18 protein-coding genes are annotated in these 26,240 nt (G+C 36.2%); 9 read left to right on the forward strand and 9 right to left on the reverse strand.

The annotated features are described in order from the left end of the window. Window positions 1-13: 13 nt before the first annotated feature. The 4 genes from DK865_RS11015 to DK865_RS11030 form a co-directional block, all read right to left on the reverse strand. Window positions 14-1,129, reverse strand: coding sequence for an NAD-binding protein (locus DK865_RS11015; protein WP_228407770.1), 1,116 nt, complete (start codon window positions 1,127-1,129; stop codon window positions 14-16). Between the two features lie 79 nt (window positions 1,130-1,208). Beyond that, window positions 1,209-2,294 carry a linear amide C-N hydrolase gene (locus DK865_RS11020; RefSeq protein ID WP_109391928.1) on the reverse strand — a complete coding sequence of 362 codons (1,086 nt, stop codon included), beginning with the start codon at window positions 2,292-2,294 and terminating at the stop codon, window positions 1,209-1,211. A gap of 231 nt (window positions 2,295-2,525) precedes the next feature. Continuing rightward, window positions 2,526-3,104 (reverse strand): YceI family protein, encoded by a 579-nt coding sequence (locus DK865_RS11025; protein WP_109391929.1) that lies wholly within the window; start codon window positions 3,102-3,104, stop codon window positions 2,526-2,528. Window positions 3,105-3,136: 32 nt separating this feature from the next. Beyond that, window positions 3,137-3,691, reverse strand: a complete 555-nt coding sequence (locus tag DK865_RS11030; RefSeq protein ID WP_036912403.1) for a cytochrome b — start codon at window positions 3,689-3,691, stop codon at window positions 3,137-3,139. Between the two features lie 1,010 nt (window positions 3,692-4,701). On the opposite strand from DK865_RS11030, the gene DK865_RS11040 reads away from it, so the two are divergent. The 9 genes from DK865_RS11040 to DK865_RS18875 all read left to right on the forward strand — a co-directional run bounded on the left by DK865_RS11040 (window position 4,702) and on the right by DK865_RS18875 (window position 21,005). Then, window positions 4,702-5,529, forward strand: a complete 828-nt coding sequence (locus DK865_RS11040; protein ID WP_069367652.1) for a MurR/RpiR family transcriptional regulator — start codon at window positions 4,702-4,704, stop codon at window positions 5,527-5,529. Window positions 5,530-5,745: 216 nt separating this feature from the next. Continuing rightward, the gene (locus DK865_RS11045; RefSeq protein WP_023581454.1) at window positions 5,746-6,495 is read left to right on the forward strand and encodes a YadA-like family protein; all 750 of its coding nucleotides are present in this window, start codon (window positions 5,746-5,748) and stop codon (window positions 6,493-6,495) included. Between the two features lie 231 nt (window positions 6,496-6,726). Continuing rightward, a complete protein-coding gene (locus DK865_RS11050; RefSeq protein ID WP_109391930.1) occupies window positions 6,727-7,218 on the forward strand; it encodes an N-acetyltransferase in 492 nt (163 codons plus the stop codon). Between the two features lie 326 nt (window positions 7,219-7,544). Then, window positions 7,545-9,104, forward strand: a complete 1,560-nt coding sequence (locus DK865_RS11055) for a sulfatase-like hydrolase/transferase (RefSeq protein ID WP_109391931.1) — start codon at window positions 7,545-7,547, stop codon at window positions 9,102-9,104. Window positions 9,105-9,250: 146 nt separating this feature from the next. After that, window positions 9,251-10,135, forward strand: coding sequence for an OmpG porin family protein (locus DK865_RS11060; RefSeq protein WP_109391932.1), 885 nt, complete (start codon window positions 9,251-9,253; stop codon window positions 10,133-10,135). Window positions 10,136-10,171: 36 nt separating this feature from the next. Continuing rightward, on the forward strand, window positions 10,172-12,337 hold the full coding sequence (locus DK865_RS11065; RefSeq protein ID WP_109391933.1) for an autotransporter family protein: 2,166 nt from the start codon (window positions 10,172-10,174) through the stop codon (window positions 12,335-12,337). 11 nt (window positions 12,338-12,348) lie between these two features. After that, the gene (locus DK865_RS11070) at window positions 12,349-15,414 is read left to right on the forward strand and encodes a chondroitinase family polysaccharide lyase (protein ID WP_109391934.1); all 3,066 of its coding nucleotides are present in this window, start codon (window positions 12,349-12,351) and stop codon (window positions 15,412-15,414) included. A gap of 53 nt (window positions 15,415-15,467) precedes the next feature. Continuing rightward, window positions 15,468-18,509, forward strand: a complete 3,042-nt coding sequence (locus DK865_RS11075; RefSeq protein WP_109391935.1) for a chondroitinase family polysaccharide lyase — start codon at window positions 15,468-15,470, stop codon at window positions 18,507-18,509. 2,232 nt (window positions 18,510-20,741) lie between these two features. After that, window positions 20,742-21,005: a hypothetical protein gene (locus DK865_RS18875; protein WP_228407771.1), complete on the forward strand. Its 264-nt coding sequence runs from the start codon at window positions 20,742-20,744 to the stop codon at window positions 21,003-21,005. Between the two features lie 770 nt (window positions 21,006-21,775). Here the strand turns inward: DK865_RS18875 and DK865_RS11080 are convergent. The 5 genes from DK865_RS11080 to agaF form a co-directional block, all read right to left on the reverse strand. Then, window positions 21,776-22,846: a glycoside hydrolase family 88/105 protein gene (locus DK865_RS11080; protein ID WP_023581447.1), complete on the reverse strand. Its 1,071-nt coding sequence runs from the start codon at window positions 22,844-22,846 to the stop codon at window positions 21,776-21,778. Between the two features lie 17 nt (window positions 22,847-22,863). Then, complete coding sequence (gene kduD, locus DK865_RS11085; RefSeq protein ID WP_023581446.1) at window positions 22,864-23,619, reverse strand: 2-dehydro-3-deoxy-D-gluconate 5-dehydrogenase KduD; 756 nt, start codon at window positions 23,617-23,619, stop codon at window positions 22,864-22,866. Window positions 23,620-23,697: 78 nt separating this feature from the next. After that, window positions 23,698-24,528: a 5-dehydro-4-deoxy-D-glucuronate isomerase gene (gene kduI / locus DK865_RS11090; RefSeq protein WP_023581445.1), complete on the reverse strand. Its 831-nt coding sequence runs from the start codon at window positions 24,526-24,528 to the stop codon at window positions 23,698-23,700. 44 nt (window positions 24,529-24,572) lie between these two features. Continuing rightward, complete coding sequence (gene nagA / locus DK865_RS11095) at window positions 24,573-25,742, reverse strand: N-acetylglucosamine-6-phosphate deacetylase (protein ID WP_109391936.1); 1,170 nt, start codon at window positions 25,740-25,742, stop codon at window positions 24,573-24,575. Then, window positions 25,739-26,173 carry a PTS galactosamine/N-acetylgalactosamine transporter subunit IIA gene (agaF, locus tag DK865_RS11100; RefSeq protein ID WP_023581443.1) on the reverse strand — a complete coding sequence of 145 codons (435 nt, stop codon included), beginning with the start codon at window positions 26,171-26,173 and terminating at the stop codon, window positions 25,739-25,741. Before agaF ends, nagA begins: the two co-directional genes overlap by 4 nt. Window positions 26,174-26,240 lie beyond the last annotated feature (67 nt).

The following is a 26,240-nucleotide window of genomic DNA, read 5'->3' on the forward strand; positions in this document are numbered from 1 at the left end:
GGTTTTATCAAAATTATGATTTTAAATATTTGTTTAACAGCAAATCAGTCACATCAGAGGATGAAATAGATTCACCACACAACACTTTTATCATAATTTCTTTGCCTAATGATGCTAAAGAAAACAACATATCTGGGCGTAACCGACTGATTTTATCTCTATTTTCATCTTGATTAATAATGGTGATCAATTTGGCATCAACATTAGAACATTCTTGGATAGTCAGCAAAATAAAAGTATTTTCTGCATCACTTTCAGATAAAGTCACAACCCAACTCGCTTTCGCGATATTGGCAGATACCAATGTTTTAAGAGTAGTTGGATCACCTTCAATAATATTAGCTTGTGCGTCATAAGAGGCTTTACTTTTATCGGCACAAATCGCAATAACAGGTTTCCCTTGTTCTCTTAATCCTTTTTCTAATTGTGACGCTAATGCCGATGAACCAATAATAATAAAATGATTATGCATTTTAGCGATCCTTTTCTTAACAATATCGCGAGTACCTCGCGCAAGAAAGCCCATAACATACACAATGGATGTCGTAAAAACAGTTATTCCCAAAATAACAACAGTAAGGGTAAAAATACGTGCATTCGTGCTAATTGGCACAATATCGCCAAATCCTAGTGTCGTCATACAGACAATAGAAAAATAGAACGCATCCATCAGCGTTGTAATATGTGGTTTAAATTCCTCACCAATATAAAGGCTTCCTAGCATTGAGAATAACAGCAAAGAAAGGATGCAAATAAAAGCCACAAAACCAGCACTAGTTAAACTATGATGTGGAAATGCACGCCAACTCATTAACAACCCAATCACTAAAATAAAAGAAAAATAGGATTGAAAGTCCATTTGCTGATAAACCGCGACATCAAGAAAAACAATAGTGGCTAATAAAATCAAAGAAACACACCACGCAATTCTGGCGCCAAGATACATAAATATTGAAAGAAAAATTAATGCGCAACCTAACATGACCTTTGGTATATCGAGCAGTTTTAATACACCTAAGGATTTAAGCCATGCTGAAAAGCCATGGATTTCCCAATCCAGATAAATGCCACGAGACAACAAAATGGAGTAAATGATAAAAATACCATTTAAGATAAGTAATAAAGACATCATTTTTCTTGTCACTTTAGATGTCTCTATCACATTTAATATTGCGGATAATTTCATATTAGATATTGTGAATACTCAGCTAGTTATTTAAAGGTATATTATCTAATCCTTGAAATTTAAAAGGCTCTGCGGGTTTAAAATGACTCGTAGCGTTAGCTGAATAGATTATCGATTGCTCTTCACCTAATGCTAATGTCATTACTTTCCCACTCTCTTTTGAAAAATCAATTTCCTTTAAATTAACCCAAAAGGTATTCGGCGATAATGCTGATTCGAAAAAATATAATTGATTTTTATGATCAGCCACCGTTCTCCAGCGTGTGGATGAAATTTCAGGTGATTCAGCCGTACTTAATCCATAAGGTACAGATACATTTCTGATCACACCAAATACACTAGCGAGCGATTTCTTACTCGATTGCGCTTTAGGAATGGCATTCACATAAAAAGAAGCGCGGGCAAAACGATCTGAAGCACGATTAGTCCCCGGTAACATCACGGTTCCACCGATTTGTTGCCAATAACTATTCAACGCTAACTGTTCTGAAAAAATAGGGGAATTCGTCATCACTTGATACTCTTTACTGTGATGAATCACTTGCTTACCATTTATATATTCAATAATGGCGCTATCCCCCGTTGCGTCTGAAAGCGAAAGATGTAGTGTCGCCATTCTATCTTGCCCAGGAACTTTATCTGTCAGGACAATAAAAGGCTCACTGTCTAATGCATTCACAGCTTCTTCGACTGAAGCAAAATTATCTAACACATACTGTGCCCATGCAGAAATCGAAATAGCGGGTTTCTCTTTGGTATATGCCGGATAATCAGATTCCGCCAGCCACAATAAATTAGCCACTAAACCTTTTTCATTCATGCCATCTGTCGTAGAAATATCATAACCAGATGCAATCACACTTCCATATTTAGATGTCCATTTTATCGAGTTATCACCAGCTTCTCCTGAACGTTGCATTCCTTGTGGAAATATCCATAAATTTGTTCCTATGTCATATTTCCAGTCCATTGAACGAGCCGTGATAATTTGGTTATTGTCTCCTAAATAAACAAGTCGAGTACATGCATCAGCATCTGTAATGCCTACGGTGAAAAGACCCGATATAAGTAGAGTACCCAAAAAAGTATGACGTAATTTTTTCATTATGACTCTTTCCCATTAAATAAATAGATGACTTCTTTATTATGATCATTCTTTACACTGACTAAAAATTAATAAAGCCTCAAAATAAATATTAGTCCTATTAAAAATAAAAATTATTCCTTAAGTATAAGATCATTCATCATAATTGTGCATAAAAAAACCGATACGTTAAGGTATCGGTTTATAAATCATCTAGGTAATAAGAGGGTTTATTACCTTACAAAAAGCATTTAATTACGCCTTTTTTACACCTTCAACAGAGATAATTAACTCGGCTTCTTGTGATTTTGGTCCTAAGTCTGATTTAAAATTAAACTCTTTCAGATTCACTTTACCTGTTGCTTCAAAACCCGCACGGTAACCTTTCCAAGGATCAGTACCTTCACCAATTAATTTGGCATTTAATGAAACAGGTTTTGTCACACCATTTAATGTTAAATCACCTGTAACGACATAGTTTTCGCCATCACGAGTCACTTTGGTTGAGACGAATCGCGCTTCAGGATATTTGCTTGCATTAAAGAAATCGGCACTACGTAAATGCTTATCACGTTCTGCGTGATTAGTGTCTAAGCTTCCTGTTTTAATCACGACATCCACTTTGTCTTTTGATGGATCTTCTTTATCATAACTAAAGGTACCATCAAAATCTTTAAAAGTGCCGTATAACCAGCTATAACCTAAATGTTGGATACGAAACTGTACAAATGCGTGTTGACCTTGTTTATCAATAGCATAATCTGCTGCCAAAGCGGTACTTGCATTAAATAATAACGCACCTGCAGTTAAACCTAATAAAGCTTTCTTAAACATTGTTATCTCCATAATTAATTTTATAAGTTTAATTATTTAGTTCGCATTCCTAGCATGCGTTTTAACGTGACATCTTTATCAATAAAGTGATGTTTTAATGCACCAGCAGCATGTAATAGCGATAACAAAACCACGGTCCAAGCTAAATAAAGATGAATATCACCGGCTAAATCTGCTTGTTCGGCCTCCCCAGTAAAAATGGCAGGTACAGAAAACCAATCAAATACAGATATAGCTTGTCCATCAGCGGTCGAAATTAAATAACCACTGATCAGAATAGAAAATAAGATTAAATATAAAAGCATATGTGCAATATGTGCACTAATACGAGTCAATTTACTGTAACTTGATAAGGCTTTAGGAGGTGGAGAGATCCAACGCCATATCACCCGCACAATCAAAATAATAAATAAAAGAATACCAATACTCTTATGTATTTCAGGTGCAGAATGATACCAACTATCATAATACCCTAACGTCACCATCCACAGCCCTAAAGCAAACATGCCATAGACAGTAAGCGCCATCCCCCAGTGTAAAAGGAGTGACACGTGCCCGTAGCGAGACGTATTATTTCGCCATTGCATAATAAAAGCCCAATCGTTTCTAATTCATTAAAATAATGTTATCTAGTTTAGTTTATTGAGAATAAATTGTTAGTCCATAATTCAACAAATAATTTGCTTATCATTATCAATAATAATCAATAAGTAATGAGCTCTTATTAGTCACTCTGTTGATTATATAATCAATGACATGGTTGGATCAGTTTTTTAAAGTCAGATAGGAGTATTGGTAGATGCTTATAGACATAATAAAAAATAAATATAACGATAAAAATACGAAACGAAATAAGATCAATACAACAATTGTCTAGTTATAAAAACAATTGTATTTTTCACTTATCCTAAATTAGAACTTATTAAGCAAAATACAATAATAATTAGAGGAAGTGTAAAAAAAACGGATAACCAGCGCATTTCACGTACAACACCAAAAATAATACCAACAATACAGACAAAAAATATAACAGGCATCATTTCTGAGTAATGTTCGTGAAAATAGTGCATTAATAAATTAATCCACGGGTAATCGTTTTGCATATGAAAATTTCAACCAATAAAAATAAATTTAAATTAAGATAGTGATAAATTACTATCATTAACAAATAAAACAAGCGTCGTATTATAAATATCAATCATTGCGCACAAAGATATTAAAACACTTCACATTTTAAATAGAGACAACATGGATAAACGAAAATAACAATCTAAGCCAAATTTTCAATAATACAAAACAAGTAAGGTCAAATAAAATAAATCATCTCAAATGATGGCAATATCATTATTAACCACACCTTTGTTAAATGAAACAATAATTTCATTTAACTCAAAATAAAGAAAATTAATTTCGCCAAATTATAATAAAATTAATAAAAAATAAATAAAATAGAGTTTTAAACATCGAATAATTACCTTTAGGTCGTTAATTAACTTGGAATTAACTCTAGATTTCATTTTAATTATTATTAGCTAAAAACATTCAAATGCCACGCAAAAAACACTACAATTACAAGAGTATTTTTATTGAGGGCACTATGTCTACTGCAACAAATCTGAATGAACTACAGGAACAAGTTCGCTCCCGCTATAATGGATTAAGTAAAAGGCTACAGCAGGTTGCACATTATCTACTTGATAATAAAAACAGTGTGGCATTTGATACAATTGCGATCCTTGCAGATAAAGCAAATGTTCCTCCATCGACATTAATTCGTTTTGCCAACGCATTTCATTTCAACGGCTTTAATGAAATGAAACAATTATTTCAAAATCACTTGATGAATGAAATGGTAAATGAAAATGAAAATTTAACTTATAAACAAAAATATAAAGAGGAGCCTCCTAATCTGAATGAGCCAGCCTATATTTTGCAGGAATTTGCTCAAGCCAATAGCCATTCATTGCAACAATTAGCCAATCAGACTCACAGAGAAATGTTAAATAAAACATTACAATTGCTCGAACATGCTGACACAATTTATATTTGTGGCTTTCATCACTCATTCAGTGCTGCAAGTTATTTTTTTCATGCTCTCTCACATATCCCTTGTGAGACTGTTTTTGTCAACAGTCTAGGAGGAATGTACAAAGAGCAATTAAGAAATATTACACATCGTGATGTGCTCTTTGGCATCCATTTCCATCCGTACTCAGATGAAATGCAAAAAATGTGTGAAATGGCAACTTACAAAGAAGCGAAACAGATTATTGTTACTGATAGTCCAATTAGTCCATTAGCGAGTTTAAGCGATGTTTGTTTAACGGTAAAAGAAGCTCAAATAAAAACCTTTCGTTCTCAAACCTCAACAATGTGTTTACTACAAGCAATCTCTGTTGCTTTTGCGTTTAGAAAAAAACACTAATAACGTTTTTATCCTAAACTGCATCTTAATTAAGGTGCAGTTTTTTTTATAAAAATAAATTTAAAATAGCTATCACTATTAATCAAATATTAAATAGCTTAGTATTTTATTTGAAATTATTTTTAAGAGTAAATACAGAATGTTTTATTTGTGATGAGAAAAGTAATCATTTAGCATTAATTTACACCACCAAAGATCATTAAAGGATTAAATTAAATGTTATTTAAAAAATTATTTTTAATTGTTTTCTTATTTCCAAACTTCTCCTATTCAAACACAAATTCAACAAAAGAAAATAAAGAAGAATCAATAATCGTTAATATTCCTAGTATTTCATTAGGTGACCAAAGTAATGCATCGGGTAACGGTTCAATTGCAATAGGAACAAATAGCCAAGCTAAAAATACACACTCTGTTGCTATTGGTCCTAATTCATTAGCAACGGAAGAAAATACAGTATCGTTTGGAAACATTGAAAATAAACACACTTCTCGATTAGTTAATATTAGTGATGGTAAAAATAACACTGATGCCGTTAACCTTATTCAGGCTAAAAAAATGGTCGATAAAAATAGAATAGCAACAAATAATACTATTAATCAGCTAAAGAGAACTGTCAGTACAGATATCAGTACTCTTAAAACCCATGTTAATGATTTTGATCATTATTATAAGAAAAGACAGGCTGAAATCACTGATTCAATTGCCAATTTAGACAAAGAAATTATTGCGTTAGAAAAAAAACTATTTGCTGGTATTGCTTCATCTGTTGCAATGACTAGCATTCCTTACCTTTCTCATCACACCTTAAGTGGCGGAATTGGTATTAGTAATTATCGAACAGGTACGGCATTTGCCGGAGGCGTACAATATAAACCCAATAACGATATTGCGTTTCGATTAAACTCATCCATTAATAGTGAAAAAGAAATTATCATTGGCGGTGGATTAGCTTATGGTTGGTAAACCATTTTATTTTCTATAATCAGATTATAAAAAAGAACTTTATAATTAAAGCAGTAATAATTTAAGTAACATTACTGCTTCTTTATAAAAAACTTTTAATTGCTAATAAACAAAAAATAAATTACCCCAAAAAATTGATAAGTTTAACTTTAGTGTTTTTAATATATTTTTTGTAATATACCTTATTTTTTATATACTAGATTTATAAATTAGAGCAAAAAGGAATAAAAAATGAATTATATACTTCAAAAAATGACGGCTAAAGATATTAGTGCAGTAGCTCGATTATTACAGAAAAATTCTGAATCTCAGCAAGGTGGATTATATGGTGAATACCCTCTAAATAAAGTTGAGGCGATGTATCAAAGTAGCACTAATGCCATTGTTGCACTTGACCAAGAAAATATTGTTGCTGTTGTTTTTAGCTTTCCCGTTACCTCTTTTTCGCTCCCCCCAATTGCTCAAGCTATTAACCAACTCTTTCCGGACATAACGCAAAACAATTGGTTTTACGGTCCTGTTTGTATTGATCAATCGCACCGAGGAAAGTCAATATTAAAAGATCTCTACCAACAGATCTGTTCTTTACATGGCGGGCACCCCATCGCATTTGTTAATAGCGAAAATATTCGCTCACTAAAAGCACATCAAAAATTAGGCATGGAGGTGGTTAAACACTTTGAGTTTAAAGGCACATCCTGGTGGGTTATTAAAGGACAATGAAAACAAACGAAAGAAAAATGCTTACATTTTCTATTATCCAACTATCTTGCTAAAAATGGAGGTCCTTAGGTATTTTTGCTACCGTCATCACAAAACACGAAATACCCATACAAATCATAATAATACATTAAACAATAAAAAGTTAATCTATTCTTAACAATATTCCAACTCCTATTTTAGCTGTCAAATTGCTTACAATTTGACATCATTATGTGATCTCCCTTTCAATTCTTGATCTTTCGTTAACTTACTTTTTGATCTTATACAAAAGTATAAATAAGATAAAAGACACCAATTCGAAAGTAAACGTAAAATAGGAGGAAGCAATGACTGTTTCCCGCAGAACTTTTATCAAAGGACTCGCAGCCAGCGGTGCAGCAATGACTGTTTCTACCCCTGTTATTGCTAATTCAGGGAGTTCGACTTCTAACACGCGATCGCGTCCAGAAAATGCCCCTAACCTATTAATTGTTTTTCCCGATGAAATGCGTGCTCATGCATTACAGTTTATGGGGGAAGATCCGTCAATTACACCTAATTTGAATAAATTTGCGAAGCAAGCCAAAGTAATGACGCAAATGGCTTCAAACTACCCTCTTTGCTCTCCATTTCGTGGCATGTTTATGACCGGTCAATACCCTGTACGTAATGGTATTACCGGAAATGCACATGACTATGGTGGCAAAGTAGGTATTGATTTATCGCCTTATGCAAAATGTTGGTCGGATGTTTTAAAATCACTCGATTACAGCACTGGCTATATCGGTAAATGGCACCTTGATGCGCCTTATGAACCGTTTATTGAAAGTTACAACAACCCAATGGAAGGTCGTTATTGGAATGAATGGGCAGCACCAGATAGACGCCATGGTTTTGATTTTTGGTATTCTTATGGTACTTATGATTTACATTTAAAACCAATGTATTGGGCAAACGATACCCCTCGAGATAAACCAATTTACATTGATCAATGGGGACCTGAACATGAAGCTGACATGGCAATCAAGTTCCTCAAAAATGAAAACAATCAATTTAGAGATAATTCAAAACCATTTGCATTAGTGGTTTCAATGAACCCACCTCATTCACCTTATGATCAGGTACCGAAAAAATACCTCGATGTTTATCAAGGTAAAACGTCAAAAGAGCTAAATACACGCCCTAATGTGCAGTGGGATACTGAATATCAAGAAGGCTATGGACCCCAATATTTCAAAGAATATATGGCTATGGTCAACGGTGTTGATGAACAATTTGGTCGTATCGTAGATGAATTAGAAAAACAAGGTCTTGCTGATAATACACTCGTCGTTTTCTTCTCTGATCATGGCAGTTGCTTAGGTGCCAATGGGCAAGCAACCAAAAATAATCCTTATGAAGAATCCATGCGTGTTCCGATGATGTTTCGTTTGCCAGGTAAAATTAAACCAGGCGCGGACGATGCATTAATGTCAGCCCCTGATATTTATCCAACGATCTTAGGACTACTTGGTTTATCAGAATGGATACCTGATTCAGTAGAAGGTACCGATCTTGCAGATAGAGTAATCACAGGCAAAGGCGACACAGCAAATTCTCAGCTTTACCTCTTTATTCCTTATGGTGAACCTTCATTCGGCAAACGAGGCGTAAGAACTAAAACACATACTTTGGTTATAGATAGACAAGATGGACAACCATTAAAATATACTTTATATGACAATGTGAACGATCCATATCAAATAAAAAATATAGCCAAAGATAATATGCCTTTAATTGAAAAATTAATTAAAGAAGAATTAACCCCTTGGTTGGAAAAAACAGGAGATTCTTGGCGCGCCACTGAATTCATTACGGCAACAACCAATAAATTAAATAAAACAATATCTACATGTAAAGAAAAATAATAAAAATATCTGCGCCATAATTTTATGGCGCTATATATAAACCCAATTCGCTGATATAAAAAATCCTTTTAATAAAATAAAGGGAAAGATGTCCTACACCTAAAAATTGACTCAAATAAAAGCGAATAAAGAATTGGATATATACCATGAACAAACTTCGTATTGCTCTTTTTTTACCTCTTCTTGGCTTAGGTTTAACTTCTTTTCATTCTCAGGCAGCTAATGTCAATGCCATGTTTTCTTGGGAAACGGCAGATTACGATACACCCAATAACTATGCTGGATATCGTGTAGATTTTAATATTAATCCAGATAAGTCTAACTGGTATTTCGATGTTGGTTTTCGTCAACGTGAACATGACAATAAGAACCGTTATCAGCGTTATGATTTACAGGGTAGTTATCGTTTTAAATTAAATAATGGTTGGATCCAACCCGGTTTAAAAGTACGTCAAGATCTCACTAACTATGATAATGGTAGCCGATTAACTATTGATTTTTATGAATCAAAAACCAATTACCAATTTCCAATTAATAAAGATTGGGTTTTAACGGGTAGCGTTTTATTTGGTTTACAAAAGAAAGAAGACAAACGTAGTAATGGTGTCACAAATACGGATTACTTAGGCTGGGAAATTGAACCTGGTCTACGTTATTTTGTCACGCCTAATATCAATACAACCGTTGCTTATTTTGATGGTGGTAAGCAAGCAATACGACATGAAGAATACGACACAAAAGAAACAAACCATAATCAACAATTACGTATGTATGTTAACTGGACGACACCAATAGGATTAATTGTTTCTCCATCAATGCGTAAATCTATTTTTGGAAAAATAGAAGATAGAACAAATAAAGGCGTTTATATCGAAAAAGATATGACACGTTATACCTTACAAATGGCTTATCAAATATCACCTCAATGGCGAGTCATGACGGAATATTATAATGAACGAGTTGAAAATAAAAATGATGGTAGTAAATCAACTCAGGATTATTTCAAAGTTTCATTCCGAGCAACATTCTAATAATTAAAATCATATAATTGTTCATGGAGTTATATTGTGAAAAATAAAAAATTGTTATTTTTAAGCGCTGCTATTTTATCAGCTATTTATGGTTCAGCATGGGCGACAGAATGTGATCCCACTTTAAATATCTGTGAAACGGTTAATGTTAATGACGGTAATACCGCTCAAATAAATAAAGATATCACGGTTTCTCAAGGTGATGGCGTTGTCTTTAATGGCTCATCAACAGAATACAAAGCTCAAGCAATTACAAAAAATATTACCGTTACGGGTGATGGAGCAAGTGCCATCAAGATAAATCAAGGGGCTTCTTTTAGCAGCAATATCAACTTAAATGGTGCTAACGTAACCAGTGAAAATGGCACAGCCATATTGGTTGAAGGTGATTTTCCTAAACGAGGTACTGGTGTTTATGTAAGAGACGGAGCCATTATTCGTGGAAAAACCGCAGCGATTGATTTTAGAACACTGAAAACCGGTTTTAGAAGTGATGTCAATGGCGAGATCCACGGGGATATTTTAGGAAATGGACATGCTGATACTAAAATAAATTTTGCTTATCAAGGGGGAGCTCAAAATGCCCTATTTGATGGGTATAAAATTACTGGTGTTCCGTTAATTGAAAACCATGGCAATTTAACTATCCAAGGAAAAGACAGAACGATCCACTGGGAAGGTAATTTCATGAATAAGGAAAATAGCCAGCTCATTTTCCGCCTTGATGATAATACCAATACGGATGACGCTATTCTCCATGTTGACGGTGATGTCACCTTTAAAAAAGGCAGCCAAGCCAAATTAGATTTTAAAGGAACCAGTGTCGATAATATCATTAACAAAGATATCGTATTAATTTCTTCAAATTCCGCCATTAAAGACGAAGCGGGTATCACCGTTACTGACGCTAATGCAATTGCACCCGATGTTTCACCTTTATTAGAAAAAACAGATTCATGGTTAGAGACAACACCGCCTAATATTAGCGGAGGAGTTAGCGGCAATCAGTTAGTTGCACGTTATGGTATTAGCTATGAAGGTGGCAATAATTTTATTAGCGCCGCTGAACGTGGTGGTGTCAATGAAAATGGATTAGCAGCAGCTAATTTTGTTATTCCAACTGTTTTAAATGAATTCAATAATACGCGTAGTCAAATTTCAGATGAAGCACTCAGTCTATTAGTTGCGGCTGGAAATGACGATAATAATATTGCTGCATTATCGAATGATTTAGCGCCTATCGCTGATGGCAGTGATATTCAAGCGGGATTAATCATGGTTGAAGATATGCGCAATAATATTGCGCATCGCTATTTACGCTACGATAACCAATTACCTATTGAAGAGAGAGAAGCCGGCTGGAATAGTTGGGCTAATATGCTGTACGGTTATGGCACACAAAGTAATCAAGGCGGTATAAACGGTTACAACACCTACCGCACTGGTATTCAAATTGGTACTGATTACGAAATTAATCAAGATGCGCTTATTGGGGTTTCTTTTGCTTATAACTACGCCAAAGCTGATGCAAAACAACGTAACGCAAGTAAAGAAATTAACCATTTTGAATTTATGCCTTACACCGGTTGGTACAGTGACACATTATTCCTAAACGGTAATTTAAATATTGGTTATTACACTGTTGATAGCGAGCGAGATATTGGTGGTAATACCGGATGGCAAGGAAATACCAAAGCAAAAGGTGATTATTCTGGTGTGCAATTAGGTTATCAGATTAATGCTGGAACTTATTTTGATTTAGACTTCATCCATATAAAACCGATGCTGACTTACCAATACCAATGGCTCAATATTGATTCATGGGAAGAAACAGGATCTGCATTATCCATGCGAACTCATGGACAGCGTTACGCTGTTAATCAATTAGGTGGTTCAGTTGCTTTATGGAATAGCTATCAAACCTCTTATGGCAAATTAACACCATCCCTTAATCTGCGTTACGTCAAAGATATTGCAGGTGACAATAATATTAATCAACGCCATAGCCTCACCTATTTTAATACTGGAGGAAGTACCTTTGATATTAAAGGAAATCGTGTTGGTGGTGACATTATTAGTGCTGAATTAGGTGCCAATCTCGATATTACCCAGTCGTTGAATTTAGGTACAACAATGGGATATCAGCGTTATGACAAGTTCAATGAAGGACGCATTGGCTTCACCGTTAGCCAGCGTTTCTAAGGAGAAAAATAATGCCGATATTTCGCTTTACTGCACTGGCTATCACATTGGGGCTATTATCAGCCCCTTATAATGCGATTGCAGCCACCAGCAATCCTGCCTTTGATCCTAAAAATCTGATGCAGTCAGAAATCTATCATTTTGCGCAAAGTAACCCATTAGCAGACTTTTCATCAGATAAAAACTCAACACTGACGTTATCTGATAAGCGTAGCATTATGGGAAACCAATCCCTTTTGTGGAAATGGAAAGGTGGAAGTAGCTTTACTTTGCATAAAAAACTGATTGTACCAACAGATAAAGAAGCCTCTAAAGCATGGGGACGCGCATCTACACCGGTTTTATCATTTTGGCTTTATAACGAAAAACCCATTGATGGCTATCTCACTATCGACTTAGGAGAGAAACTTAATTCAACCAGTGAAGCGCAAGCCGGTTTTAAAGTAAAATTGAATTTCACAGGCTGGCGTGCTGTTGGGATCTCTTTAAATAACGATCTTGAAAATAGAGAGATGACCTTAAATGCAATAAACACCTCTTCTGAGGGTACTCAAGACAGCATTGGTCGATCTTTGGGTGCTAATGTTGATAGCATTCGATTTAAAGCCCCGTCTAATGTGGGCCAAGGTGAAATCTATATCGATCGTATTATGTTTTCTATTGATGATGCTCGCTATCAATGGACTGATTATCAAGTGAAAACACGTTTATCAGAGCCTGAAATCCAATTTCATAACGTACAACCACAATTGCCAGTGACACCCGAAAACTTAGCTGCGATTGATCTTATTCGCCAGCGCCTGATTAATGAATTTGTTGGGGGTGAAAAAGAGGCAAATCTCGCACTAGAAGAAAATATTAGTAAATTAAAAAGTGATTTTGATGCGCTCAATATTCGCGTTTTAGTTGATGGAGGAATACAAGGACGACATCTGATCACGGATAAACAAACTATTATTTATCAGCCAGAAAACCTTAATTCTCAAGATAAATCGCTTTTTGATAATTATGTCATTCTTGGTAACTACACAACATTAATGTTTAATATCAGCCGAGCTTATATTCTTGAAAAAGATCCGACACAAAAAGCTCAGTTAAAACAGATGTACTTATTAATGACAAAGCATTTATTAGATCAAGGCTTTGTTAAAGGGAGTGCATTAGTCACAACCCATCACTGGGGATACAGTTCTCGTTGGTGGTATATTTCTACACTATTAATGTCTGATGCCTTAAAAGAAGCAAATCTCCAAACTCAAGTTTATGATTCATTGCTATGGTATTCACGAGAGTTTAAAAGTAGTTTTGATATGAAGGTAGGAGCAGATAGTTCAGATTTAGACTATTTCAACACCTTATCTCGTCAGCACTTAGCTTTATTACTGCTAGAGCCTGATGATCAGAAACGCATCAACTTAGTTAATACTTTCAGTCATTACATTACTGGTGCATTAACTCAAGTACCACCAGGTAGTAAAGATGGTTTACGTCCTGATGGTACAGCGTGGCGGCATGAAGGTAACTATCCAGGTTACTCTTTCCCTGCCTTTAAAAATGCCTCTCAACTTATTTATTTACTACGCGGTACCCCTTTTGCTGTTGGTGAAAGCGGTTGGAATAACCTGAAAAAAGCGATGGTATCGGCGTGGATTTACAGTAACCCTGAAGTCGGATTACCTCTTGCTGGACGGCATCCTTTTAACTCTCCATCGTTAAAATCTGTCGCTCAAGGCTACTACTGGCTTGCTATGTCTGCAAAACCATCTCCAGATAAAAAGCTCGCTTCTATTTATCTTGCGATTAGTGATAAAACGCAAAGTGAGTCGAGTGCTATTTTTGGCGAAACGATTGCTCCCGCAACCTTGCCACAAGGCTTCTATGCCTTTAATGGCGGTGCTTTTGGTATTCATCGCTGGCAAGATAAAATGGTGACACTGAAAGCTTATAACACCAATGTTTGGTCATCTGAAATTTATAACAAAGATAACCGCTATGGCCGTTACCAAAGCCATGGTGTAGCCCAAATAGTCAGTAATGGCTCACAGCTTTCACAAGGTTATCAACAAGAAGGCTGGGATTGGAATAGAATGCCAGGAGCAACCACGATCCATCTTCCTCTTAAAGAGCTAGACAGTCCTAAACCTCATACGTTAATGCAACGTGGAGAACGTGGATTTAGTGGTACATCTGCTCTTGATGGTAAATATGGCATGATGGCATTTGATCTTATTTATCCTACTAACCTTGAGCGTTTTGATCCTAATTTCACCGCGAAAAAGAGCATATTAGCGGCGGATAATCACTTAATTTTTATTGGTAGCAATATAAATAGTAGTGATAAAAATAAAAATGTTGAAACCACCCTATTCCAGCATGCTATTACACCTGAATTAAACGCCATTTGGATTAATGGGCAAAAAGTTGAAGCTTTTCCTTATCAAGCAACACTTAAACAAGGTGATTGGTTAATGGATAGCAACGGCAATGGTTATTTAATTACTCAAGCAGAAAAAGTCAATATCAGTCGCCAACACCAGACCTCGGCTGAAAATAAAAATCGCCAGCCAACGGAAGGAAACTTCAGTTCAGCGTGGATTGATCACAGCGTTCAACCTAAAGATTCCAGTTATGAGTATATGGTCTTTTTAGATGCGACTCCTGAAAAAATGAGGGAGATGGCAGAGAAATTCCGTGAAAATAATGGGTTATATCAGGTTCTTCGTAAAGATAAAGATGTTCATATTATTTACGATAAACTCAGCAATGTGACGGGATATGCTTTTTATCAATCTGCTTCAATTAAAGATAAATGGATCAAAAAGGTTGATAAACCCGCAATTGTGATGACTCATCATCAAGGAAATTCACTGACAATTAGTGCAGTAACACCTGATTTAAATATGACACGCCAGAAAGCGGCAACTGCCGTTACTATCAATGTCATCATCAATGGGAAATGGCAACCTACTAATAAAAATAGCGAAGTAAAATATAACGTTTCAGGTGATAGCACTGAACTCACATTTACCAGTTACTTTGGTATTCCACAAGAAATCAAACTTTCACCTCTCTCTTGATATCACTAAAAGGAACGCACTTGCGTTCCTTTTTATTTGCAGGAAATCTGATTATGCTAATAAAAAATCCTTTAGCACATGCAATGGCATTAAGTTTATGCTTATCATTACCCGCACAAGCATCCCCTTCTCTTTCTCATGAAACTTTCGGTGATATTTATCTCTTTGAAAGTGAGATACCCAATACTCTCACCACGTCAGATAATGACCAATTATCACTGAGTAAACAGCACGCTAAAGAGGGTGAACAATCACTCAAGTGGCAATATCAACCCCAATCAACATTAACGTTAAATAATATCGTTAATTATCAGGACGATAAAAATACAGCGACACCACTCACTTTCATGATGTGGATTTATAATGAAAAACCTCAAGCTTCTCCATTAATATTGCAATTTAAGCAAAAGAATAAAATTGCATTAAGTTTTGATATTCAGCTTAATTTTACAGGATGGCGAGGTATTGCCGTTCCTTTTCGTGATATGCAAGGCTCTGCAACGGGAAAATTGGATCAATTAGTCATTACAGCCCCAAATCAAGCTGGAACGCTCTTTTTTGATCAAATTATTATGAGTGTACCGTTAGATAATCGCTGGGCAGTTCCTGACTATCAAACCCCTTATGTCAATAATGCAGTAAACACCATGGTCAGTAAAAACTGGAGTGCTTTACTGATGTACGATCAGATGTTTAAAACCCATTATCCTACTCTAAATTTCGATACTGAGTTTCATGATGATCAAGCTGAAATGGCATCAATTTATCAGCGTTTTGAGTATTATCAGGGCGTTAATAGCGATAAAAAAATCACCGCAGACATGCTAGATAAAAATTTAGCACTCTGGGAAAAATTAAAATTAACACAACAAGCTGATGGCTCAATAACAGGAAAAGCACTCGATCACCCTAACCGACAAAACTTTATGAAAGTTGAAGGTGTATTTAGTGAAGAGACCCAAAAAGCATTACTCGATGCCAATATGCTAAGAGATGTAGGTAAAACGCTGCTTCAAACTGCTATTTACTTGCGTAGTAACTCCTTATCAGTAGCCGATAGAAAAAAATTAGAAGCGCTTTATTTATTAGGCACTCGTTACGTCCTTGAACAAGGTTTTGTACGAGGTAGTGGTTATCAAATTATTACTCATGTTGGATATCAAACCAGAGAGCTTTTTGATGCATGGTTTATTGGTCGTCATATTCTTGCAAAAAATAACCTTTTAGCGCCCACTCAACAAGCCATGATGTGGTACAACGCGACAGGGCGAATTTTTGAAAAAGATAATGAAATCGTTGATGCAAATGTCGATATTCTCAATACTCAATTACAGTGGATGATAAAAAGCTTACTGATGTTGCCAGATTATCAACAACGCCAACAAGCCTTAACACAACTACAAAACTGGCTAAATAAAACCATCCTAAGTTCAAAAGGTGTTGCAGGTGGTTTCAAACCTGATGGTTCTATTTTTCACCATTCGCAACATTATCCTGCTTACGCTAAAGATGCATTTGGTGGTTTAGCACCGAGTGTTTATGCGCTAAGTGATTCCCCTTTCCAGCTTTCACCTGCCGCTCATGAGCGTTTAAAAGATGTGTTATTAAAAATGCGCATCTACACTAAAGAGACACAAATTCCCGTGGTACTCAGTGGCCGTCATCCCACTGGATTACATAAAATAGGAATTGCTCCATTTAAATGGATGGCATTAGCCGGTACACCTGATGGAAAACAAAAAGTAGATGCGACATTGGCTGCGGCCTATGCAAAACTAGATAACAAAGACAGTTTTGAAGGAATTAACGCTGAAAATGAACCCACTGGTGCATGGGCGATGAACTATGCTTCAATGGCGATACAACGTAGAGCCTCTATTCAAGCACCACAGCAAAGCTGGCTTGCGATCGCTCGCGGTTTTAGTCGTTATCTTGTTGGTAATGAAAGTTATGAAAATAACAATCGTTATGGACGTTATTTACAGTATGGTCAATTGGAAATTATTCCTGCTGATTTAGCTCAATCAGGATTTAGCCATGCTGGATGGGATTGGAACCGATATCCAGGAACAACGACAATCCATCTTCCCTATAACGAACTTGAGGCAAAACTTAATCAATTACCTGCTGCTGGTATTGAAGAAATGTTACTTTCAACAGAAAGCTATTCTGGTGCCAATACACTTAATAATAACAGTATGTTTGCTATGAAATTACATGGACACAGTAAATATCAACAGCAAAGCTTAAGGGCTAATAAATCCTATTTTTTATTTGATAATAGAGTCATTGCGTTAGGATCTGGGATTGAAAATGATGATAAACAACATCCGACAGAAACAACACTATTCCAATTTGCTGTTCCTAAATTACAATCAGTGATAATTAATGGTAAAAAAGTGAATCAATTAGGTACTCAATTAACTTTAAATAATGCAGATACCTTAATTGATCCTGCTGGCAATTTATATAAGTTAAGTAAAGGACAAACAGTAGAATTTAGTTATCAAAAACAACATTCTCTGGATGATAGAAATTCCAAACCAACAGAACAACTATTTGCAACAGCCGTGATATCTCATGGTAATGCACCGAGTAATGCAACTTATGAGTATGCGATAGCGATCGAATCACAGGATAAGAAAGCACCTGAATACACGGTATTGCAACATAATAATCAGCTTCATGCTGTAAAAGATAAAATAACCCAAGAAGAGGGATACGCTTTCTTTGAAGCTACCGAAATTAATTCTCCTCAAGCTTTATTATTGTCGAGTGACTCACCAACGATGGTCATGGCTAAAATACAGAAACAACAATTAACACTAAGTATTGTTAATCCTGATTTAAATTTATATCAGGGCATTGAAGCTGACCAAGTTGATAATAAAGGGGATCAAGTTGAGGTAAGTGTTTATTCTCGTCAATGGCTTACCGCTGATCCTCAACCGATAAACAACACTATTGCCATAAAAGGAATGTGGAAATTAGCAACACCTCAATCCGGTATTAATATTAAACATCAAAATAATAATACGCTGATTACGACAACCACCACTCAAGCAACACCAATAGTTGTTAATTTAGTTAAGTAGTATCCCTAATATTTAAATTAAAGAGTCTCGATATGTTGATATCGAGACTCTTCTTTTATTAAGAACTAAAATTAGCGAATTAATTACTTATTTAAAATAATAAAAACAAATCGCATAATTTATTATTGATAATAAATGTGTTGTCTCGTTTAAATAGTTTGCTATGCTCTGCGCGGGTGCTTGGATCAATCTGGTTCAAGCATTTTGCCAAAGCCAGAAAGAGAAAAGCCCCGGAAAATATATTCATATTAACCGAGGCGGACTCAAACCCGAGAACTTGATTCTGCCTCCTTATAGAGGAGCTGTCAAGAAGATGAACAAATATTCTCTGATTAGTGTGATTGTTATTAGCATAAATATCACCGTATTACTGATAACTTTATTCTATAATAATCCAATCGAGAATTTTACTATTAATAGTGAATATATAAATGTTCAGGTTAAGTTTATCAGTAATAAACACTAACCTTGTGGGGGATTCATCCCCCACAGTTTTCTCATTAAGTCATTGTGGTTTAATCTAAGCACCCTAATTTATAATAAGAGGTAACAGATTTATGTTACCTCTTATTTTATTTACTCACGCAGTTAACGAATCAATTAGTTATTTAAAATAATAAAAACAAATCGAATGATTTATTATTGAGAATAAATGTGTTGTCTCGTTTAAATAGTTTGCTATGCTCTGCGCGGGTGCTTGGATCAATCTGGTTCAAGCATTTTGCCAAAGCCAGAAAGAGAAAAGCCCCGGAAAATATATTCATATTAACCGAGGCGGACTCAAACCATAACAATTTGATTCTGCCTCCTTATAAAGGAGCTGTCAAGAAAATGAACAAATATTCTCTGATTAGTGTGATTGTTATTAGTATAAATATCACTGTATTACTGATAACTTTATTCTATAATAATCCAATCGAGAATTTCACCATTAATAGTGAATATATAAATGTTCAGGTTAAGTTTATCAGTAATAAACACTAACCTTGTGGGGGAGCAATCCCCCACAGTTTTCTCATTAAGTGATTACGGTTGAATCTAAGCACCCTAATTTATAATAAGAGGTAACAGATTTATGTTACCTCTTATTTTATTTACTCACGCAGTTAGCGAATTAATTACTTATTTAAAATAATAAAAACAAATCGAATGATTTATTATTGATAATAAATGTGTTGTCTCATTTAAATAGTTTGCTATGCTCTGCGCGGGTGCTTGGATCAATCTGGTTCAAGCATTTTGCCAAAGCCAGAAAGAGAAAAGCCCCGGAAAATATATTCATATTAACCGAGGCGGACTCAAACCATAACAATTTGATTCTGCCTCCTTATAAAGGAGCTGTCAAGAAAATGAACAAATATTCTCTGATTAGTGTGATTGTTATTAGTATAAATATCACTGTATTACTGATAACTTTATTCTATAATAATCCAATCGAGAATTTCACCATTAATAGTGAATATATAAATGTTCAGGTTAAGTTTATCAGTAATAAACACTAACCTTGTGGGGGAGCAATCCCCCACAGTTTTCTCATTAAGTGATTACGGTTGAATCTAAGCACCCTAATTTATAATAAGAGGTAACAGATTTATGTTACCTCTTATTTTATTTACTCACGCAGTTAGCGAATTAATTACTTATTTAAAATAATAAAAACAAATCGAATGATTTATTATTGATAATAAATGTGTTGTCTCATTTAAATAGTTTGCTATGCTCTGCGCGGGTGCTTGGATCAATCTGGTTCAAGCATTTTGCCAAAGCCAGAAAGAGAAAAGCCCCGGAAAATATATTCATATTAACCGAGGCGGACTCAAAAACAGACAATTTGATTCTGCCTCCATTTTTATCGGAGTGCAAGAGGAAATGAAGAAATATTCTTTAATCGGGCTAATGATCGTCACGATGATAATATCGAGTAACGTATTATTAGAGAATACACTTTTTATTTATTCATACCAACTAATGGATATTTAATGATTCAGATTAATATATCTTTTATATTATATTAATTTTGTGGGGGAGGAATTTCCCCCACAGTTTCCTTTTTTCAATTATTGTGTGTTTATCTAAGCATCCTAATTTATAATAAGAGGTAACAGATTTATGTTACCTCTTATTTTATTTACTCACGCAGTTAACGAATCAATTATTTATTTAAAATAATAAAAACAAATCGAATGATTTATTATTGATAATAAATGTGTTGTCTCGTTTAAATAGTTTGCTATGCTCTGCGCGGGTGCTTGGATCAATCTGGTTCAAGCATTTTGCCAAAGCCAGAAAGAGAAAAGCCCCGGAAAATATATTCATATTAACCGAGGCGGACTCAAACACAAACAATTTGATTCTGCCTCCATTTTTATCGGAGTGCAAGAGGAAATGAAGAAATATTCTTTAATCGGGCTAATGATCGTCACGATGATAATATCGAGTAACGTATTATTAGAGAATACACTTTTTATTTATTCATACCAACTAATGGATATTTAATGATTCAGATTAATATATCTTTTATATTATATTAATTTTGTGGGGGAGGAATTTCCCCCACAGTTTCCTTTTTTCAACTATTGTGTATTTATCTAAGCACCCTAATTTATAATAAGAGGTAACAGATTTATGTTACCTCTTATTTTATTTACTCACGCTGTTAGTGAATTAATTACTTATTTAAAATAATAAAAACAAATCGAATGATTTATTATTAATAATAAATGTGTTGTCTCATTTTAATAGTTTGCTATGCTCTGCGCGGGTGCTTGGATCAATCTGGTTCAAGCATTTTGCCAAAGCCAGAAAGAGAAAAGCCCCGGAAAATATATTTATATTAACCGAGGCGGACTCAAACACAAACAATTTGATTCTGCCTCCATTTTTATCGGAGTGCAAGAGGAAATGAAGAAATATTCTTTAATCGGGCTAATGATCGTCACGATGATAATATCGAGTAACGTATTATTAGAGAATACACTTTTTATTTATTCATACCAACTAATGGATATTTAATGATTCAGATTAATATATCTTTTATATTATATTAATTTTGTGGGGGAGGAATTTCCCCCACAGTTTCCTTTTTTCAATTATTGCATGTTTATCTAAGCACCCGAAATTAAAATAAGAGGTAACGGACTCACGTTACCTCTTATTATATTAAACATAAAAAAGCCGACCCTATTTTTTGGTCGGCATCCTAAATAGGAATATATTGCGTAGAAGGTATGTGAAGCGTAAAAAAACAAAGCGACAATATCAAGGGACTAGTTATTTAACGAAAGTTTTAACACTTCACTCCCTGCTAATAAATAAGCACCAGCACCATAATCCATATTATGTTCGAACTTCACTTCACGAGGGTTAAATGCTGGAAGTTGAACCCAACCTATCATGCCATTGTCATGAATACAGGTTTGTAATGCTGACCATGCTCTGTTTAATGCAGGAAAATACACCTCTTTCTCTAATATTCCCTGATTAATTCCCCATGCCAGTCCATAACAAAATAGCGCTGTTGCTGAACTTTCTGGTGCAGGAAAATTATCAGGATCACGTAAACTCGTTCGCCAAAAACCATCTTCATGTTGATAATCTAGGATGGATGTCACTAATTCTTTAAACAGTGCAATATAACGTTCACGACCATGATAATCATCAGGCATATATTTTAGGATACGAGGTATCGAAGCTAAAACCCAACCAATACCACGACTCCAAAATACTTTTTCACCATTAGCTTCGCGTAATTCATTGCCTTCGCCATCAGGAATATAGCGATGATCACGGAAGATAAGCCCTGTTTCAGGATCACGTAAATGTTCAATCGCATCCCAATAAGCCGTATGCATGTAATCCAAATAACGTCGTTCATTGGTAATTTCAGCCAACGTAGCAAAACCAGGAGGCGCCATAAAGAGAGCATCACACCACCACCAATCTTCACGACCCGGTTTAGGATCATCAAGCATAATGTCGAATGCTTTAATGGTTGGCTCAAGAATTTCAGATTGTTCAAAAAGCGGGCTTACAGCAAGGTAAGCTTGAGCACAAATATGATCATCTGCGAAACGAGCATTAGGCCCTGTTCTAAATCCTGTATGCAACGTGTAATTCAACACACCATTAAGATACTCTTCGTCTTGCGTTGCCTGCCATGCTGCACTTACGCAACTCCAAAAAACACCACGCTCCCAATCTGTGTCTTTAATAAAACGGGTTTTACCACTACGGCGGCGAACACTGCGAACTTGATTAGCCGATTGATAACGATACACTCGCTTCATGTTTTGCAATACAAACTCTCTTTGCAAAGTCTCTGTATTAGCGTGTTCCATCCTACTTCTCCATGAAATTAACGAGCTAACCAACCACCATCAACCGCAATGGTGTATCCATTAACATAATCACTGGCTTTAGAAGCTAAGAAAATTGCAGGGCCAGCAACATCTTCAGGCGTTCCCCAACGTCCCGCAGGAATTCGCTCTACAATAGCGGCATTACGAACATCGTCAGCACGCAGAGCAGCGGTGTTATCTGTTGCCATATAGCCCGGAGCAATCGCATTTACATTGATATTATATTGAGCGAGTTCGGTCGCCAATGCGCGAGTTAATCCCATTACGGCAGATTTACTTGCGGTGTAAGAAGGTACACGAATTCCTCCTTGATAAGAGAGCATAGAAGCAATATTAATTATCTTTCCACCCTCACCTTGTTTAACAAATTGTCGGGCGACTTTTTGAGACAAAAAGAACAACGTTTTCTGATTAATATCAATCACATCATCCCAATCTTTTTCACTAAACGCCAAGAGATCTTCGCGGCGAATAATACCTGCATTATTCACTAAAATATCAATACGCCCCATGACAGAAACGGCTTCATCCACCAGCGCTTGTAATCCATCTTGTTTCATTAAATTTTGCGTAATGTAATGAAAACGACGCCCTAACGCTTCGACTTGTTGGCGAGTTTCAGGCGCATCTTGAATACCCACACCAACGATATCGGCACCCGCTTGTGCTAAGCCGATCGCCATGCCTTGTCCTAAACCTGTATTGCAACCTGTCACAATGGCAACTTTGCCATTTAAATCAAATAAATTCATGACGAAACCTCTAAGGTGTAGCAATCACTGCCACACCTTTTTATATGTAGGATAAGAAGAAAATATGACTATTTGTGGTTATTTCAGATCTTTCATTGCCACATGATCCATATCGTGGAATACCTGATTTTCACCCACCATTCCCCAAATAAAGGTATAAGATGCAGAGCCCACGCCAGAATGAATTGACCAGCTAGGGCTTATCACTGCTTGCTCATTACGAACAACTAAATGACGAGTTTCCGTTGGTTCACCCATATAATGGAAAACCACATTGTCATCTTTCATATCAAAATAGAGATACACTTCCATACGACGCTCATGGGTATGGCAAGGCATGGTATTCCATAAGCTACCTGGTTCAAGAACCGTCATCCCCATTGATAATTGGCAGGTTGGCAAAACTGAAGGATGTAAGAATTTATAAATAGTACGAACATTACAGTTTTCTGCGTTACCAATTTTTTCTGGTGATGCTTGCTGTTGTGTTATTTTGCGCGTTGGATAAGTGTGATGGGCTGGCGCGCAATTCATATAAAAACGCGCAGGTGTTTCTACACAGTCACTAGTAAACTCAACGCTTTTAGCACCCATTCCGATATAAATCGCTTCACGAGCACCAATATCAAACACTTCACCATCGACGATCACTTTGCCAGCACCGCCAATATTAATGGCACCTAATTCACGTCTTTCTAAAAAGAAATCAACGCCTAATGCTTTACCAGCCATTAATGCTAAAGGTTGTGTTGTAGGAACAATACCGCCAACAATAATGCGATCTATATGGCTATAAGTGAGATTCATTTCCCCTTCACAGAATAGGTTTTCAATCAGGAACTCCTTGCGAAGTCCTTCTGTATCAAGCCTTTTAGCATGTTCACTATGAATTGGCTGACGAATTTCCATTATAAATACCTCATTTTTACAGATGGGTGCATAACTAAAAAAAGCTATGCATTTTCCCCGGATACAGAGTAAATATGATTTCCTCTGATGAATGTATCGGTGAGATGAAAACACTCATCCACCACAGCAAAGCTGGCTTGTCGCCCCACTTTGATATAACCCAATTTATCGCCGATACCGAGATACTCAGCAGGGATCGCACTCGCCATTTGCACAGCTTCCCACTCAGGGACATGAGCGAGTTGCACCATGTTTCTTAATGCGCTATCTAAGCTACAAGTACTCCCAGCCAAAGAGCCATCGGCTGTTTTTGCTTGACCTTGGGTGACGTTCACTGTTTGAGCGCCCAGCGTGTAGTCACCATCAGGTAATCCCCCCGCACGCATGCAATCTGTAATTAAAGCGAGTTGTTGGTAGCCTTTCATGCGATACGCTAGTTGCATCATAACGGGATGAACATGAATGCCATCTGCGATCAGTTCCGCCAATACATTGTGATATAACACGGCACCACAACATCCCGGCTCGCGATGATGAAGCCCCGTCATACCGTTATACAAGTGCACACCACAGTCTGCGCCATGCAAAAATGCATCTGATGTTTGTTCATAAGTTGCCGCGGTATGCGCCACGCTTGGCTTAATACCTCGCTTGACCAACCAATCAATCGCCTCCATCGAGCCTTGAGCTTCTGGTGCAACAGCAACACGCAATAATGTGTCCCCCGCACTTTCAAGCAGTGTTTCTAGCTCTGATATGGTTGGCGCTTTTAGATATTTCACCGGATGCGAACCTCTATGGCGCTCCGTAAAATAAGGTCCTTCTAAAAAGCTACCGAGTAATAGCGCACCAGACGTTTGGGGCTTTGATAAAAATTCACGTACTTGTGACAATGCTTGGCGAATATCGTCCATCGGTGCTGTTACTGTTGTACCAACCCAAGCAACCACACCTGTTTTCACAAGTGCATCCGCAATGGTTTGTAATCCTTGCTGAGTCGCATCCATTACATCCGCACCTTCACGACCATGAATATGAATATCCACAAAACCCGGTAATAACGATTTCCCGTTTAAACGAATAATGGGGCAATCTGTTGGCGCTTGCGTGGTGATTGATTCAATAACATCGCCTTTAACACAGACATAGCAAAGATAACGAATTCCTTCTGGTGTAAAGGTTCTATCTGCCAAAATGGCATATCGCTGACTCATAAACCGTCTTCTTCTTCAACATCATTGCTGTCTATTTGAGCTAATTGCTCACGAATATCTTGAATGCTTTCTTGACCTATTTCGCGTAACGTTTGCACTAACTCTGACGTTGAACATCCTTCCCGTTCAAAAGCAGCATTAACAATCATCGGTAGATTCACCCCAGCTAGCACTTCAACAGCAGGATTTTGCATCATAATTGCCATTGCACGATTACAAGGGGTGCCACCGGGTAAATCCGTTAAAAAGAGATATTGCTGACATGACATTGAATCAATTGCTTCACGCATTTTTTCTTCTAATTCATCAGGGGAAATTGACTCAACAAAATCGATAAACGCGATATCGTCCTGTTCTCCAGCAATCGCTTTTACAGCGGATGCCATACCAGAGGCAAAATTAAGATGCCCTGAAACAATAAGACCTATCATGAGTGACTCCTTGCGGGCAGCAGAACACTCTCCTGCCCGTTTATAGCAAGTTAATAATGTATTTCGA

The sequence above is a fragment of the Proteus cibi genome, assembly GCF_003144405.1.
In the GTDB taxonomy this organism is placed as follows: Bacteria; Pseudomonadota; Gammaproteobacteria; order Enterobacterales; family Enterobacteriaceae; genus Proteus; species Proteus cibi.

Coding starts and splice junctions, on each gene's coding strand:
- DK865_RS11025 (WP_109391929.1), bottom strand. CDS start 3,104: ATGTTTAAGAAAGCTTTATTAGGTTTAACTGCAGGTGCGTTATTATTT.
- nagA (WP_109391936.1), bottom strand. CDS start 25,742: ATGAGTCAGCGATATGCCATTTTGGCAGATAGAACCTTTACACCAGAA.
- DK865_RS11045 (WP_023581454.1), top strand. CDS start 5,746: ATGTTATTTAAAAAATTATTTTTAATTGTTTTCTTATTTCCAAACTTC.
- DK865_RS11030 (WP_036912403.1), bottom strand. CDS start 3,691: ATGCAATGGCGAAATAATACGTCTCGCTACGGGCACGTGTCACTCCTT.
- DK865_RS11080 (WP_023581447.1), bottom strand. CDS start 22,846: ATGGAACACGCTAATACAGAGACTTTGCAAAGAGAGTTTGTATTGCAA.
- DK865_RS11040 (WP_069367652.1), top strand. CDS start 4,702: ATGTCTACTGCAACAAATCTGAATGAACTACAGGAACAAGTTCGCTCC.
- agaF (WP_023581443.1), bottom strand. CDS start 26,173: ATGATAGGTCTTATTGTTTCAGGGCATCTTAATTTTGCCTCTGGTATG.
- kduI (WP_023581445.1), bottom strand. CDS start 24,528: ATGGAAATTCGTCAGCCAATTCATAGTGAACATGCTAAAAGGCTTGAT.
- kduD (WP_023581446.1), bottom strand. CDS start 23,619: ATGAATTTATTTGATTTAAATGGCAAAGTTGCCATTGTGACAGGTTGC.
- DK865_RS11075 (WP_109391935.1), top strand. CDS start 15,468: ATGCTAATAAAAAATCCTTTAGCACATGCAATGGCATTAAGTTTATGC.
- DK865_RS18875 (WP_228407771.1), top strand. CDS start 20,742: ATGCTCTGCGCGGGTGCTTGGATCAATCTGGTTCAAGCATTTTGCCAA.
- DK865_RS11070 (WP_109391934.1), top strand. CDS start 12,349: ATGCCGATATTTCGCTTTACTGCACTGGCTATCACATTGGGGCTATTA.
- DK865_RS11015 (WP_228407770.1), bottom strand. CDS start 1,129: ATGTCTTTATTACTTATCTTAAATGGTATTTTTATCATTTACTCCATT.
- DK865_RS11055 (WP_109391931.1), top strand. CDS start 7,545: ATGACTGTTTCCCGCAGAACTTTTATCAAAGGACTCGCAGCCAGCGGT.
- DK865_RS11050 (WP_109391930.1), top strand. CDS start 6,727: ATGAATTATATACTTCAAAAAATGACGGCTAAAGATATTAGTGCAGTA.
- DK865_RS11060 (WP_109391932.1), top strand. CDS start 9,251: ATGAACAAACTTCGTATTGCTCTTTTTTTACCTCTTCTTGGCTTAGGT.